Genomic DNA, 14,933 nt, shown 5'->3' on the forward strand with positions numbered 1-14,933 from the left:
TATGATCGGTTCCGCGCATCCTGGCGCCACGATCCACGGCCAGGAGCCCAGCGCCATGCGCGACATCATCGACGGCTTTCTCAGGTTCCAGCGCGATGCCTACCCGGCGCGCTCGCAACTGTTCAAGTCCCTCGCCACCCGCCAGGCGCCCAAGGCGCTGTTCATCGCCTGCTCGGACAGCCGGGTGGTCCCCGAACTGCTTACCCAGCGCGAGCCCGGCGAACTCTTCGTGATCCGCAACGCCGGCAACATCGTTCCCGGCTACGGCCCGCAACCGGGCGGGGTCAGCGCCTCGGTGGAGTACGCGGTGGCGGTGCTCGGGGTCGCCGATATCGTGGTCTGCGGCCACTCCGACTGCGGCGCGATGGGTGCCATCGCCTCCTGCGCCTGCCTCGACCACCTGCCGGCGGTGGCCGGCTGGCTACGTCACGCCGAGGCGGCGCGGGCGATGAACAGCGCCCATGAGCATTCCAGCGACGCGGCGCGGCTGGACGCCCTGGTGCGGCACAACGTGATCGCCCAACTGGCCAACCTGCGCACCCACCCCAGCGTCGCCCGCGCCCTGGAACAGGGCCGGCTGAACCTGCACGGCTGGGTCTATGACATCGAGAGCGGCCGCATCGACGCCCTCGATGGCGCCAGCCGGCGCTTCGTCTCCCTCGCCGAGCATCCCGGGGTGCGCGCCGTCGGCGGCGAACCCGGGCAAGCGGTCGCCTGAATCCCTTCCTTCACAGCAACCCGCAAGGAGCGTCACCCATGCAACACAGCCAACTGTCCCCCAATGCCCGCCAGCAACTGGCCGAGACCGTGATCCTGAACAAGGCACGCCTGGGCCTGTCCTGGCAGGACCTGGCCGACGGCACCGGCCTCGCCCTGACCTTCGTCACCGCCGCCCTGCTCGGCCAGCACGCGCTGCCCGAGGCCGCCGCGCGCAAGGTCGCCGGCCAGCTCGGCCTGGACGACGACGCAGTGCTCCTGCTGCAGACCATCCCGCTACGCGGCAGCATCCCCGGCGGCATCCCCACCGACCCGACGATCTACCGCTTCTACGAGATGCTGCAGGTATACGGCAGCACCCTGAAGGCTCTGGTCCACGAACAGTTCGGCGACGGCATCATCAGCGCGATCAACTTCAAGCTGGATATCCAGAAGGTCGAGGATCCCGAAGGCGGTTCGCGGGCGGTGATCACCCTCGACGGCAAATACCTGCCGACCAAGCCGTTCTGAACCGCCGCGCCGCCCGGCTGGCAGTCGGGCGGCGCTCAGGCCAGGCACGCGCGGATCCGCTCCAGGCAGGCGGCGCTGCCGTCGTAGTGTTCGGCGACGATGCCCAGCGTCCGCGCCGACTCCACGTTGGGCAGGTGGTCGTCGATGAACAGGGTCGTCGCTGCCTCCACCCCGGCCTGCTCCAGCGCGCTGCTGCGCCTCGAACCGCGGCCGTCGGGGCGGCATGCGAAACCCCGAACGGAATAGGCCGCGGAAATCTCGCCACAAACCAGGATATCAAATGGATCCAACCTGATTTCCTGTTCTCCGCTATACCTCCAGGGCTCGGACTGTTGTCATTCCTTACGAAATGGCAACGCCACGCACCGGCAAAGACGGCATACTGCGGGCTTGTCTCGCCGCTTCGACACCGCCGTATCCCATGTCCGCCCGCACCGACACCTCTCCCCTGCCCCTGGTCCTGGCCGGCCCACTGCTGCGCCGCGCACAACCCGAACGCCTGGTCTTCTGGCTGGCGACCTCGCGTCCCGTGGCCATCGAGCTGCTCCTCGCCCCGGCTGGCGAGGCGGAGCGGCGGATCGCCCTCGACAGCGCGGCGCATACCGCCATCCGCGTCGGCGAGCGGGCCTGGCTGCAACTGCTCGACGTCACTCTGGACCCACCGCTGCCCGGCGATCGCCTGGTCGACTACGACCTGCGCCTCGCCAGCGACGACCAGGCCCCCGCCGGCATCGCCGAGTGGGCGCCGCACCTGCTCTATCCCGGCCGCCAGCGGGCCAGCCTGGTACTCAGGAGCCGCCTCGATCAATTGCTCCATGGTTCCTGCCGCAAGCCGCACCATCCGGCGGCCGACGGCCTGCTGCAGGTCGACCGGCTGCTGCGGGAGAACCTCCTGCAGGTCGACACGCGCCCGCCGCTACTGATGATGAGCGGCGACCAGGTCTACGCCGACGACGTCGCCGGGCCGATGTTGGTGGCGATCCATGGTCTGATCCGCCGCCTCGGCCTGTATGGAGAGCACCTGGAAGGCGCGGTGGTGGACGACAGCGAGGCGCTCTACGCGCACCCCGCCACCTATTACCGGCGCGAGGACCTGCTGCCGGCCTTCGAGTCCAACGAAGCCCTGCGCGAGCGGTTCTTCGGCGGGGTGAAGAAGCCGATCTTCACCTCGGCCAACGCACACAACCACCTGGTCAGCCTGGCCGAGGTGCTGGCGATGTACCTGCTGGTCTGGTCGCCGACCCCCTGGCGCCTGGTGGGCCTGGAGCCGCCGGCAGGGCTGGACGCACGACGGGCGCAGCGCTTCGCCGACGAACGTCGGCACATCGAACGCTTCCGCGATGGTCTGGCCGGCGTGGCGCGGGCGCTCGCGCACATCTCCTCGCTGATGATCTTCGACGACCACGACATCACCGACGACTGGAACCTCTCCGCGCGCTGGGAGCTGACCGCCTACGGCCACCCGTTCTCCCGGCGGATCATCGGCAACGCCCTGCTCGGCTACCTGCTGTGCCAGGGCTGGGGCAACGACCCGCAGCACTGCGGCGTATGGCTGGCGCCGGTCGCGGCATTGATGGAGGGCGCCGCGGCCGACGGCCGGCTACCCTGCGCCGCCCAGGACCGGCTGCTCGACGCCCTGCTCGGTTTCCAGCACTGGCATTACCGGTTGCCCGGCAGTCCCACCCTGATCGTCCTCGACACCCGCACCCGGCGCTGGCGCAGCGAGCGCAACCTGGGCCGCCCGTCCGGGCTGATGGACTGGGAAGCGCTGAGCGAATTCCAGCAGGACCTGCTTGGCGAAAAGGCGGCGGTCATCGTCTCGCCGGCGCCGATGTTCGGGGTCAAGCTGATCGAGGGCGTGCAGAAACTGTTCAGCTGGTTCGGCCAGCCGCTGCTGGTGGACGCGGAGAACTGGATGGCCCATCGCGGTGCGGCCGCGGTGATGATGAACATCTTCCGCCATTCACGCACACCGGGTAACTACCTGATCCTCTCCGGCGACGTGCACTATTCCTTCGTCTACGACATCCAGATTCGCCACCGCGAACACGGACCGCAGCTCTGGCAGATCACCAGCAGCGGGATCAAGAACGAGTTTCCACGGCGCCTGCTGGACTGGTTCGACCGCCTCAACCGCTGGCTCTACGCGCCCTGGTCGCCGCTCAACTGGCTGACCCAGCGGCGCAGCCTGGAAATCCGCCCGCGCATCCCGGAGCACAGCCAGGCCGGCGAGCGCCTGTGGAACAGCGCCGGGATCGGGCAGGTCTTCATCGACGAGGACGGACGGCCGCGCGCCGTTCTGCAGGTCAACGCCGACGGCTCGCCGGCCACCGCCTTCGAACGGCGGCGCGAGGCCGGGGACGATCACCCGGCCGCCCCGGCGGCCGAGCCGAAGCACTGAGGCGACGCTTTCAGAGGATCCGCTCCTCTATCTCCAGGGTCGCGGCGAGCGCCTGCCAGAGCACCTCGGCGAAGACCCGCTGGGCCTCGCCGCAGAGATGCGCGAGCAACGCGTCCTCGTCGCTCCACGCGCTGTGGATCAGCCACAGGTCGGCATCCTCGCCGGCCTGGCTGACCTCGTAGCGCAGACAGCCAGGCACCGCCCGGCCCAGCAAGGCCAGCGCGTGCAGGCGCTGGCCGAGAAGTTGCGACTGGCCCCTGCGGGCGCGGATGCTGACCACATGGCTGGCCGGGTTCAACGCTGGCATGCTCTGTGTCTCCTCGACAGGAATTCGCCGCTGCGCGAGCGGCCCCCGGAAGGGAAGGACCGGCGGCACCGAGGCTCCGGCCGGCGGCGCTGGGGTGTGCGGATGACCCATGCGGCGCTCCTCCCCTACCAGTTGCCGGGATGCGTGCGCCGCGGCGCCGGGGCCGTGGCGGAGCGAGCCGGCCGGGAAAGGCGCGGCTGCATCGGGGATGGTGGCGGTACGCCGTCCGATACCAGTCTGGCCTGTTGATTTGACATGCGTGTGTCCCCCTCGAGAGTTTCCATCGGCATGGCGGGGATACCGCCATGCCAGCCAGATTAGGCGGACGGAACACGGAATCGGTAGACGGATACTGTCGGGTTCTTGCCTGAAACTGCCGCGTCCCGGGTTTTTCCGGCACGCGCCGGGGCCCTTGGCCGAGTCGGCTTGCCTGTTCCTGGCGAATGCTTGCCTGATCCTGCCGTCACGGCCGATGGTGGATGCCTGTCGCCGCGACGCGCGCTAGTCTTGGCGGGTCGTCCCCACGAGTTCCCGCATGAGCGAAACCACCGTCCCGCTTGCCACCGAGCTGCCCGCCGCCCTGCGCCAGCGCCAGAGCGAACTGGCGCACCTGCTGCTGAAACACTGCGCCGACGATGGCATCTACGAAACCGCCATCGCCCCGCTCGCGCTGATCCGCGCCAACGGCCCCACGCTGCCAGCGCGCGGCATGCACAAACCTGCGCTGTGCATCATCGCCCAGGGCCGCAAGGAGGTGCAGCTGGCCGAGGAGCGCTACATCTACGATCCGCTGCACTACCTGGTGGTCTCGGTGACCCTGCCGCTGGCCGGCCAGGTGATCGACGCCTCGCCGGAAGCGCCTTACCTCTGCGTGCGCCTGGACATCGATCCGGCCGAGATCACCCAGCTGATCTCCGAGGCCGGGCCCATGGAAGTGAGCGGCCGCCGCGGCGACCGCGGCCTGTATGTCGATCGCATCGATGCCAGCCTGCTGGATGCGGTGTTGCGCCTGATCCATCTGCTGGACAGCCCGCGGGATATCGCGATGCTGGCGCCGCTGGTGCTGCGCGAGATCTTCTACCGGCTGCTGCGCAGCGGCCAGGGCCAGCGCCTGCACGAGATCGCCATCGGCGATAGCCAGGCGCACCGCATCACCCGCGCCATCGACTGGATCAACCAGAACTTTGGCAAGCCGCTGCGCATCGAGCAACTGGCCCAGGTGGTCAACCTCAGCCCCTCGACCCTGCACCACCGCTTCAAGGCCGTGACCGCGATGAGCCCGCTGCAGTACCAGAAACAGCTACGCCTGCAGGAAGCACGCCGGCTGATCTTCAGCGAGGGCCTGGAAGTGGCCGCCGCCGGCTACCGGGTCGGCTACGAAAGCCCGTCGCAGTTCAGCCGCGAGTACAGCCGGCTGTTCGGCGCCCCGCCGCTGCGCGACCTGGCGCGGGCGCGGAGCAGCGCCTAGGGGAACGTCGGGGCGACCGTGGCGGTCAATCGGTGAGCGGCGGGATACCTTCGTCGCCATGACCGGCCTTGCGAAACCGTCCCAACCATGATCCGAACCCTGCCCCTGGTCCTGCTTGCCCTATCCCTCCCCGCCGCCGCGACGGACAGCGAGGCGTTCGCCCGCCGCTACCTGGCCTATGCCCATGCCGTCGGCCAGCACAGCGAGCGACTCTGGCCCGGTTGGCGGTTGGCCGACAAGGCCTTTCTCTACAGCGACGGCCACGACACCTGGGTAGCCGATGCCGAAGGGCGCGCGCAGCGCACCACGGCGCCTGCCATCGGCGACCCGGAACTCGACCTGAGCTATGCCTTTGCGCAATACCAGGGTCGTCCGACGGTGCTGTTGCAGATCAGCCGCGCGCATCTGCGGAGCAATGCCGGCAATACCGAGGCGCTGGCCGCCATAGGTCCGCACGAAGCCTTCCACCGCTACGCCCAGGAAGACTGGCGGGGCCTGCGCAAGCCCGGCAGCTACCGCGGCGACCTGGCCACGCTCGACCCGCGCCCACGGCAATACCGCTACGCCTTGTTCCAGTCGCTGCTCCAGGCCCTGCGCACGCCCGAGCAGCGCGACAGCTACCTGAGCGACGCCCAGGGCTGGCTGCGCCGCTGGCGCGAAGCGGCTCCCGAGGAAAGCCGGCTGGCGGCGCAGGTCGATCTCAGCGAAGGCACCGCGCGCTATGTCGAGATGGCCGCCGCCGCGCGCTACCGCACCGATTTCACCGAGGACCCGCAACGCTATCGGCAGGCGCTGCGGGAGTACGCGCTGGCCTTCTACGATGCCAACGAGATCGGCGTCGGCGTCGACAGCGAAGCCTACGAGATCGGCGCGCTGGCCGGCGTGTTGCTGGACCTGCGCGAGGACGAAGCGGACTGGAAGGAGGCCGCGATGGATGGCACCTGGCCGCTGGACTACCTGCTGCGCGACCAGCCTCCGGCCTGGAGCGAACTATCCGATGCCGCACGGGCGCGCGGCGAGCGCTACCGGCGCGAGATGGGCGCCACCCGCCAGCGCCTGGTCGAGTTGCAGGAGGCCTTCGCCGACCCACGGCGAGCGCTGCTGGTGATCCCGCAACCGCGGCGTACCATCGGCTTCGCCACGGCGGCAAGCGGGGTGCGCGGGGGCTTCTACGTCCTTCCCGACGGGCCGTTCCGCCAGGCCTACCTCGGCGCGCGCTGGAATGTCGGCGAGCTGACCCTGGACGGCGTCGACTATCTGGAAGGCGACGCCGAGGCGTACTGCCCGGGCTACGGCCGTTCGGCGCTGATTCCGTTGCGCGGAGGCGCTTGGCGCGAGGGTACGCTGGCGTTGGATGAACCGGGCTTGCGCGGCCGCCTGGCGACTGCTCGCAGCCTCGTCGACGGGCGGACCCTCTACTGTGCGGCGGAGAATGCGCCTTGAGGACCATCAACGGCGTTACAATGCCCGTTCGCCGCCGCAACCCCGCCGAGGGCATCGCCATGAAGTTCCTGCTGATCGGACTGATCCGCTTCTACCAGTACGTGATCAGTCCGCTGATCGGGCCCCGTTGCCGCTTCTATCCCAGTTGCTCGCACTACACCCTGGAGGCGATCCGCACCCACGGCGCGCTGCGTGGCGGCTACCTCGGCGCGCGCCGCCTGCTGCGTTGCCATCCCTGGCATCCGGGCGGTTTCGACCCGGTGCCGGAGCGCCAGGAACAGGCGTGCGCCTGCCACAGAACGGCGAAACCGGGCGAATGAGGCCGGCGAAAAGCTCCCAACGGCGACATCCCGCACATAACCGGACCCGCCGGTCGACATGCGGAATTGATAAAACATATCATTCAGGGCCAATCTCCCCGGCTATCCTCCACCGTCCCCTTGCGGCCGGCTGTGCCCGGGAGCTCCGCCCAAACGTTTCATCCTGAGGCACCGATGCCCCGTCATCCCTTCTCTCCTTCCTTCCTCGCCGCCAGTGTCTTCTGTGCCGCCACCCCGGCCCTCGCCGCGCTGCAACCGATCGCCGAGGCCCCGCTGGCCGGCGAGACCGAGTTCCGTTGCCAGTTCAACGCCGACAACAGCACCGACTGCGTGAGCACCTACAGCTTCACCATCCTCAAGCCGAGCGGTCGCGAGATGCTCTCGCGGATCGACCGCAGCTATGCCGAGACCGACAGCCTGATCGTGGAGAAGGCCGAACTGACCCAGCCCGGCGAAAAGCCGGTGCCGCTGGACCAGTCGCAGATCGATACGCGGACCGCGCCGAACCCGGACCAGGGCTTCCTGCGCGAACGCCAGACCTCCCTGGCGTTCCCCAACCTGCGGGTCGGTACCCGCATCAGCTATACCCTGCGCGAGCACTTCACCGCCAAGCCGCTGAGCACCCAGTTCCACTATGTCCTCAGCCGGCCGCCGATGCCGGTGCGCGACGACCGCTTCGTCGCCGAGTTCAAGGCCGAGCGGCCGATCTTCGTGCGCAGCGAGCTGATGGACGCCTATCGCATCGAACAGAGCGCGGACCGGAAGACCCTCAAGGTCAGCCTGAAGAAACCGCAATACACCAACTACATCAACGAAGCCGGCAATGCCTACCTGCGCCACACCCCGCGCCTGGAACTGGGCAGCTCGCTCGACCTGCAGGACAACTTCGGCCCGTTCGCCGCGCGCTACAACGAGATCCTCGCCGCGGAGCTGCCCAGGGGCGCCGCGGCGGCCGTCGCCGCGGTGAAGGGCAAGCCGGCGCGCGAGCAGGTCGCCGGCCTGATGCAGTACATCAACGACACCTACCGCTACCTCGGTGACTGGCGCGCCAGCGAGCGCGGCTACGTGCCTTTCTCCCTAGCGGAGATCGAGCGCAATGGCTATGGCGACTGCAAGGACCTGGCGATCCTCCTCGGCGCCATGCTCAAGGCCGCCGGAATCAAGGCCGAACCGACCCTGGTCAGCCGCGGCGACGTGGCCTGGGACCTGCTGGTGCCCGGCCTGTACGCGCCGAACCACGCCATTGTCCGCGCCGAGGTGGACGGCAGTACCTGGTGGCTGGACCCGACCAACCCGGTGTTCGCTCCCGGCCGAACCATGCCCGACATCCAGCAGCGCTGGGCGCTGGTGCTGGGTGCCGACGGCAAGGTACGGCGCAACGAGATACCCCTGGAAGCGCCCAGCGACACCCTGCGCGTGACCCGCAGCGAGCATTACACCCACGACGGCGAAGCCAGGGTCGAGTCGCGCGTGGAGCTTTCCAATGCGCCGCTGATGCAACTCAGCGTCGCCGACCGCCAGCGCGGCCGCACCAGCACCGACCAGGACCTGTGCCGCAACTTCGCCAAGGAAGGCAGCGACTGCGTGCTGGAGCGTGACGACAGCCAGTTCGTGTTGCCACCCAGCTATTCGATCAGTGCCAGGCTTACCGACCGCCGCGCCCTCGACCGGCTGGGCGGGAAGTATTTCTACAACCGCCAGGACCTGGCCAGCCAGTGGGACGCCTTCGCCAAGTACCGCAGCGAAGGCCAGTTGGCCGAGCTGTACCTGGGCGAGCCGCAGATAACTTCCTATGACATCAGCCTGTCCGGCGGCAAGACCGACGAACCGGCGCACAGTTGCGAGATCCGCAGCCCCTGGTTCGATATCGACCTGCAGGCCGAACCGGCCAAGGATGGCGGTTACCACTACCGCTACCGGGAAGTGCAGAAAACCAGTTGGCTCAACCACGACGAGATCAACAGCGCCGAGTTCGGCAAGCTGATCGAGCAGAGCCGCGGATGCGTCGAGCAGTTGCGCCTGGTGGTCAGGCTGGACGAGCGGTCCTGATCACAACGCGCCCGCTTCGACGGGCGCGTCTCCCACTCACTCCTGCCATTCGAGTCTCAGCTCGGATTCGAATACACGCGCTTCCCCGCTCAGCGGGTCGTCGAAACGCAGGCCCCTGGCCAGCAGCTTGAGCGGCCGCCGATAGTCGTCGGGGCTGTCCTCGGCGTCCAGCAACCCGGGGTAGAAGCCGTCGTTCTGGATAGCCGCGCCGAGCGCCGCCAGATGTACGCGTAACTGGTGTTTCTTGCCGGTCACCGGATACAGCCGGTAGCGCCACCAGCGGCCGTTGCGCTCGGCCACCTCGATGCGCGTCTCGCTGTTCGGCTCGCCGTCGCCCTCGCGCATGCGGAAGAACGGCTCGCCGGGCACCAGGCGAGTCTTGCGCAGCAACGGGAAGTCCAGCCGCGGCAAGGCCGGAGCTATCGCCTCGTAGTACTTGTCGATGCGCCGCTCGCGGAACAGCGCCTGGTAGCGCCCGCGGCTTCCGGGATTGGTCGAGAACAGCACCAGACCGGCGGTATGCCGGTCGATCCGGTGCAGCGGCACCAGTTCGCGGTTGCCGGTGCTGCGTGCCAACCTCGCCAGGAGGGTCTGCTCGACATAGCCACCGGCCGGCATCACCGGCAGGAAGTGCGGCTTGTCCGCCACCAGCAGATGCTCGTCCTGGTGCAGGATGCGCGCCTCGAAGGGAATCGGTGTTTCCACCGGCACTTCGCGGAAGTAATGCACGCGCAGGCCTTCGCGATACGGCGTCCGCGCGTCCAGCGCGCGCCCTTCGGCATCCAGAACGCGGCCCCGTCGCATGCGCGCCAGCCAGGTATCGCGGTCGATGGCCGGAAAACGCGCGCAGAGACAGTCGAGCACGGTGCTCCAGGGACCGGCGGGCAGATGCAGGGTACTGGCGCGAAGACTGGCGCCAGGCAAGGCGGGAGACGACATGCGGCAACTCGGGGAAGACGGACGCCCATTAGGCCGCAGCACGGCGTCCAGGTCAAAGCCCGCCGGGCCGGAACGAAGAAACCGCCCGCAGGCGGTTTCTTCCGGGAGGCAGGCAGCGGCTCAGGCGGCGCTGGCCTTGCGCTCCTCCGCCTGGCAGGCCGCGGCGGTGAACAGCACGTCGGTGGAGGAATTCAGCGCGGTCTCCGCGGAATCCTGGAGGATCGCGATGATGAAACCCACCGCGACCACCTGCATCGCCACTTCGCTGGGAATTCCGAACAGGCTGCAGGCCAGCGGGATCAGCAGCAGCGAACCACCGGCCACGCCTGACGCGCCGCAGGCGCAGACCGAAGCGACCACGCTGAGCAGGATCGCGGTCGGCACGTCCACGTCGATGCCCAGGGTGTGCACCGCCGCCAGGGTCAGCACGGTGATGGTGATCGCCGCGCCGGCCATGTTGATGGTCGCGCCCAGCGGGATCGACACCGAATAGGTGTCTTCGTGCAGGCCAAGGCGCTCGCAGAGCTGCAGGTTGACCGGGATATTGGCCGCCGAACTGCGGGTGAAGAACGCGGTCATGCCGCTTTCGCGCAGGCAGGTCAGCACCAGCGGATAGGGATTGCGGCGGATCTTCAGGAACACGATCAGCGGGTTGACCACGAAGGCCACGAACAGCATGCAGCCGAGCAGTACCACCAGCAGGTGGGCGTAACCCTTCAAGGCCTCGACGCCGGACTCGGCGAAGGTCGAGGCGACCAGGCCGAAGATCCCCAGCGGAGCGAAGCGGATCACCACCTTGACGATCAGCGAGACGCCGCCGGACAGCTCGGAGAGCAGGTTGCGGGTGCTGTCGCTGGCGTGGCGGAAGGCGATGCCCAGGCCGATGGCCCAGGCCAGGATGCCGATGAAGTTGGCCGAAATCAGGGCGTTGACCGGGTTGTCCACCACGCTCAGCAGCAGCGCCTGGAGCACTTCGGCGATACCGCCGGGCGGCGACATCTCGCCCGGCTGGCTGGCCAGGACCAGGCTGGAGGGGAAGGCGAAGCTGGCGATCACCGCGACCACCGCGGCACTGAAGGTGCCCACCAGGTACAGCAGCAGGATCGGCCGTATATGGGTCTGCTGGCCTTGCTTGTGGTTGGCGATGGAGGCCATCACCAGGACGAACACCAGCACCGGCGCCACCGCTTTCAGGGCGGAAACGAAGACCTTGCCGATGAACCCGACCTTGAGCGCGGCGGCCGGGAAGAAGCTGGCGAGCAGCAGGCCGGCGACCAGGCCGACGATGATCTGGACCACCAGGCTGGTACGCGTCAGTAGATGAAGCAGGGGTCGTTCAGGGTATGTCATGCAGATTTCCACTCTTATAGGTGTGTCGAAGGCCGGCCCAGGCGGCTTCCATGCCGAACGACCCTGTGCCGTTCCGCCCCCGCGAAGGGATGGCTCGAATCGGCCCGGTAGTCTAGGGAAGGACCTGATGCGGCAGCGGAAACACCGACCAGCGGACAGCAGGCATCCCCGCCACGGCCATCGAACCGGATCGGGACGGCGTGGATTCTAGCCGTGTCTGGGCTTTTTGGGGGCGTCCAATTCTGTCTGGATTCGGACATGTCGTCGCAGGCGCGGCGGCGCCCTGCAGGCCGGGAAAGCCCTGTGAAAAGGAGGGAAAACGCGGAATCCGCTGGCTGCGGATAGCCAAAGCCCGCCATGAGGCGGGCTTCAGATGGGGGGCTAGTCCGTTAGCCATGGGTCCATGATTGACCCGTCGGCGTGAAAATTTCGTGAAGTTTAGCGCTCTTTTTTCTTCACCTTTCGCTGAATCGCTTCACGTCAGCGGGTGGCACTCAGCTCGTTCTCCTGGAAGCGCGGCGGCGGCCGGCTGAACCGGCGGGTCAGGTAGAACAGATAGCCGAAGCCCAGCCCGGCCCAGGCCAGCCCCATCACCAGCGAGGTGCTTTCCAGGTTGAGCCAGAGCACCGCGACGATGGCCGCGCCGGTCAACGGCAGGACCAGGTAGTGGAAATGCTCCCTGAGGCTGCGGTTGCGCCCGCCGCGCACGTAGAAGTGCACGATCACCGACAGGTTGACGAAGGTGAAGGCCACCAGCGCGCCGAAATTGATCAGCGCCGTGGCGGTCACCAGGTCGAAGGAGATCGCCGAGAGCGCCACCATGCCGACGATCAGCACGTTGATCGACGGCGTACGCCATTTCGGATGGACGAAGCCGAAGACCCGCTCCGGTAGCACGTTGTCCCGGCCCATCACGTACAGCAGGCGCGATACGCTGGCCTGGGAAGCCAGCCCGGAGGCCAGGGTATTGATGAAGGTAGCGCAGAGGAAGATCGACTGGAACAACTTGCCGCCGACGTACAGGGCGATTTCCGGCAGCGCCGCGTCCGGCTCCTTGAAGCGCACGTTGGTCGGGAAGTACGACTGCAGGAAGTAGGACACGGTGATGAAGATCACCCCACCGTACAGCGCGGTGAGGAAGATCGCCCGCGGGATCACCCTGGCGGCATCGCGGGTCTCCTCGGACAGCGTGGTCACCGCGTCGAAGCCGAGGAAGGAGAAGCAGAGGATGGTCGCACCCGCCACCATGGCCGAGAGATGCGCATGCTCGGAGAAGAATGGCTGGGTGCTGAGCACCGTGCCGGTCCCCTCCCCGTTCTCCAGGCCATGGATCACCAGGCCGATGAAGACCACGATGATTGCCAGCTGGACCAGTACGAAGACGGTGTTGAAGTTGGCGACCAGATTCACGCTCTTGATGTTGATGACGGTCATGATCAGCACGAACATCACCACCCATATCCACGGCGCTACTTCAGGGAACAGTGCGGTCAGGTAGATCTTCGCCAGCAGCGCGTTGATCATCGGCAGGAACAGGTAGTCGAGCAGCGACGACCAGCCGACCATGAAGCCGACATGTGGATTGATCGCGCGTTGCGCGTAGGTATAGGCCGAGCCGGCGGTGGGGAACTGGCGGACCAGCTTGCCGTAGCTGACGGCGGTGAACAGCACGCCGGCCAGGGCCAGCAGGTAGGCGGTGGGCACGTGTCCCTGGGAGATCCCGGAAACGATGCCGAAGGTATCGAAGACGGTCATGGGGGTCAGGTAGGCCAACCCGATCATGACGATCTGCCACAGCTTCAGGGATTTGCGAAGCTGGGTTCGCTCTGCGGAGGGGGGTGGATTCGACATGTATGCGCTTGCCTCGATTTCTTCTTTTTCTAATGCACAGCAAAGGAAGGCGGACAGGCGGAAACCGCAGGCTTGCCGCTGTCTACCTCCAGCAAGAATGGGGACCTCGACGGAAGTGCGGACGGGCGGCGCCGGCTCGGCACCGCCCGCCCCCGCTTACACGGTGTGCAGGTACCAGTTGTATTCCAGGTCGGAGATCGAGTACTCGAATTCCTCCAGCTCGCTCTCCTTGCAGGCGACGAAGATGTCGATGTACTTCGGATCGATGTACTTCGCCAGGATCTCGCTGTCGTCCAGCTCGCGCAGGGCGTCGCGCAGGTTGTTCGGCAGGCTCGGCTCCAACTGCTCGTAGGAGTTGCCTTCGATCGGCGCGCCCGGCTCGACCTGGTTGCTCAGCCCGTGGTGGACCCCGGCCAGCACCGCTGCCAGCAGCAGGTAGGGGTTGGCGTCGGCGCCGGCCACACGGTGCTCCAGGCGCACCGCGTCCGGGCTGCCGGTGGGCACGCGCAGGGCCACGGTGCGGTTGTCCAGGCCCCAGCTCGGCGCGTTCGGCACGTAGAACTGCGAACCGAAGCGGCGGTAGGAGTTGACGTTGGGGCAGAGGAAGGCCATGGAGGCCGGCAGGGTCTCGAGCACACCGCCGATCGCATGGCGCAATGCGGCGTTCTGCTCGGGGTCCTCGCTGGTGAAGATGTTGTTGCCGTGCTTGTCGAGCAGCGAGATGTGCACGTGCAGGCCGTTCCCGGCCTGGCCCGGATAGGGCTTGGCCATGAAGGTGGTGTCCATCTCGTGGTCGTAGGCGATGTTCTTGATCAGGCGCTTGAGCAGCACCGCATAGTCGCAGGCCTTCATCGGGTCGGCGACATGATGCAGGTTGACCTCGAACTGCGCCGGAGCGGATTCGGCGACGATGGCATCGGCCGGGATGCCCTGGGCGCGGGCGCCGTCGATGATGTCCTGGAGGCACTCGACGTATTCGTCGAGGTCGTCGATGGAATACACCTGCACCGACTGCGGGCGCTTGCCGGAGATCGGCGAGCGCGGCGGCTGCGGCCGGCCGTTCACGTTCTCCTGGTCGATCAGGTAGAACTCCAGTTCGAAGGCGGCGACGATGGTCAGTTCCATCTCGGTGAACTTGGCCACCACCTGGCGCAGGACTTCGCGGGGGTCGGCGAAGAAGGGATCACCTTCCAGCTCATGCATGGTCATCAGCAGTTGCGCGGTGGGGCGCTTCTGCCAGGGCTCCATGGAGAGGGTGCCGGGGATCGGATAGCAGATCCGGTCGGCGTCGCCGATGTCGAGACCCAGGCCGGTGCTCTCCACGGTGGAGCCGGTGATGTCGAGGGCGAACAGGGAAGCGGGAAGGTTGATACCTTTTTCGAAGACTTTGGGCAGACTGTTGCGTTCGATCCGCTTGCCGCGAACCACGCCATTCATGTCTGAAATCAGAAGGTCGACGAACTGGACCTCGGGATGTTCCTGAAGGAACAGGCTCGGCTCAGTGAGCTGAACGGCACGCAGGGGTACCGACATGATGCAACACCTTTTTTGTTAAAAATTTCAATCATGCGGGGGCTG

Annotated in this window: 12 protein-coding genes and 1 pseudogene; 7 read left to right on the forward strand and 6 right to left on the reverse strand. The window is 67.2% G+C overall.

Going from position 1 to position 14,933, the window contains the following annotated elements; all coding sequences use genetic code 11:
* Window positions 1–55: 55 nt before the first annotated feature.
* Window positions 56–718, forward strand: coding sequence for a carbonic anhydrase CynT (gene cynT, locus PSPA7_RS15375; RefSeq protein ID WP_012075993.1), 663 nt, complete (start codon window positions 56–58; stop codon window positions 716–718).
* A gap of 38 nt (window positions 719–756) precedes the next feature.
* Complete coding sequence (cynS, locus tag PSPA7_RS15380; protein WP_012075994.1) at window positions 757–1,227, forward strand: cyanase; 471 nt, start codon at window positions 757–759, stop codon at window positions 1,225–1,227.
* A 35-nt stretch (window positions 1,228–1,262) separates the two neighbouring features.
* Here cynS and PSPA7_RS32835 read toward each other — a convergent pair.
* Window positions 1,263–1,412, reverse strand: a pseudogene (locus PSPA7_RS32835) (HAD family hydrolase); the annotation flags it as partial.
* A 236-nt stretch (window positions 1,413–1,648) separates the two neighbouring features.
* Here PSPA7_RS32835 and PSPA7_RS15390 point away from each other — a divergent pair.
* Window positions 1,649–3,628, forward strand: coding sequence for a metallophosphoesterase family protein (locus tag PSPA7_RS15390; RefSeq protein ID WP_012075996.1), 1,980 nt, complete (start codon window positions 1,649–1,651; stop codon window positions 3,626–3,628).
* 10 nt (window positions 3,629–3,638) lie between these two features.
* On the opposite strand, the gene PSPA7_RS15395 is transcribed toward PSPA7_RS15390, so the two are convergent.
* Entirely contained in the window at window positions 3,639–3,935 is a 297-nt protein-coding gene (locus PSPA7_RS15395; protein ID WP_003156581.1) for a putative quinol monooxygenase, read from the reverse strand.
* Between the two features lie 535 nt (window positions 3,936–4,470).
* Between PSPA7_RS15395 and cmrA the strand changes: the two genes are divergently transcribed.
* From cmrA to PSPA7_RS15415, 4 genes are all read left to right on the forward strand, one after another.
* Window positions 4,471–5,403 (forward strand): AraC family transcriptional regulator CmrA, encoded by a 933-nt coding sequence (gene cmrA, locus PSPA7_RS15400; protein WP_012075997.1) that lies wholly within the window; start codon window positions 4,471–4,473, stop codon window positions 5,401–5,403.
* 87 nt (window positions 5,404–5,490) lie between these two features.
* Window positions 5,491–6,846 carry a hypothetical protein gene (locus tag PSPA7_RS15405; RefSeq protein WP_012075998.1) on the forward strand — a complete coding sequence of 452 codons (1,356 nt, stop codon included), beginning with the start codon at window positions 5,491–5,493 and terminating at the stop codon, window positions 6,844–6,846.
* 59 nt (window positions 6,847–6,905) lie between these two features.
* Window positions 6,906–7,166: a membrane protein insertion efficiency factor YidD gene (gene yidD / locus PSPA7_RS15410; RefSeq protein WP_034000136.1), complete on the forward strand. Its 261-nt coding sequence runs from the start codon at window positions 6,906–6,908 to the stop codon at window positions 7,164–7,166.
* A 174-nt stretch (window positions 7,167–7,340) separates the two neighbouring features.
* Entirely contained in the window at window positions 7,341–9,215 is a 1,875-nt protein-coding gene (locus tag PSPA7_RS15415; RefSeq protein WP_012075999.1) for a DUF3857 domain-containing transglutaminase family protein, read from the forward strand.
* Between the two features lie 36 nt (window positions 9,216–9,251).
* Here PSPA7_RS15415 and PSPA7_RS15420 read toward each other — a convergent pair whose 3' ends face one another.
* From PSPA7_RS15420 to PSPA7_RS15435, 4 genes are all read right to left on the reverse strand, one after another.
* Window positions 9,252–10,154, reverse strand: coding sequence for an RluA family pseudouridine synthase (locus PSPA7_RS15420; protein WP_003156578.1), 903 nt, complete (start codon window positions 10,152–10,154; stop codon window positions 9,252–9,254).
* A 120-nt stretch (window positions 10,155–10,274) separates the two neighbouring features.
* Window positions 10,275–11,504 carry a serine/threonine transporter SstT gene (gene sstT / locus PSPA7_RS15425; RefSeq protein ID WP_003156577.1) on the reverse strand — a complete coding sequence of 410 codons (1,230 nt, stop codon included), beginning with the start codon at window positions 11,502–11,504 and terminating at the stop codon, window positions 10,275–10,277.
* A 480-nt stretch (window positions 11,505–11,984) separates the two neighbouring features.
* Window positions 11,985–13,355 carry an APC family permease gene (locus PSPA7_RS15430; protein WP_003156576.1) on the reverse strand — a complete coding sequence of 457 codons (1,371 nt, stop codon included), beginning with the start codon at window positions 13,353–13,355 and terminating at the stop codon, window positions 11,985–11,987.
* Between the two features lie 156 nt (window positions 13,356–13,511).
* A complete protein-coding gene (locus tag PSPA7_RS15435; RefSeq protein WP_012076001.1) occupies window positions 13,512–14,888 on the reverse strand; it encodes a glutamine synthetase family protein in 1,377 nt (458 codons plus the stop codon).
* Window positions 14,889–14,933 lie beyond the last annotated feature (45 nt).

The sequence above is a fragment of the Pseudomonas paraeruginosa PA7 genome, assembly GCF_000017205.1.
Lineage (GTDB): Bacteria > Pseudomonadota > Gammaproteobacteria > Pseudomonadales > Pseudomonadaceae > Pseudomonas > Pseudomonas paraeruginosa.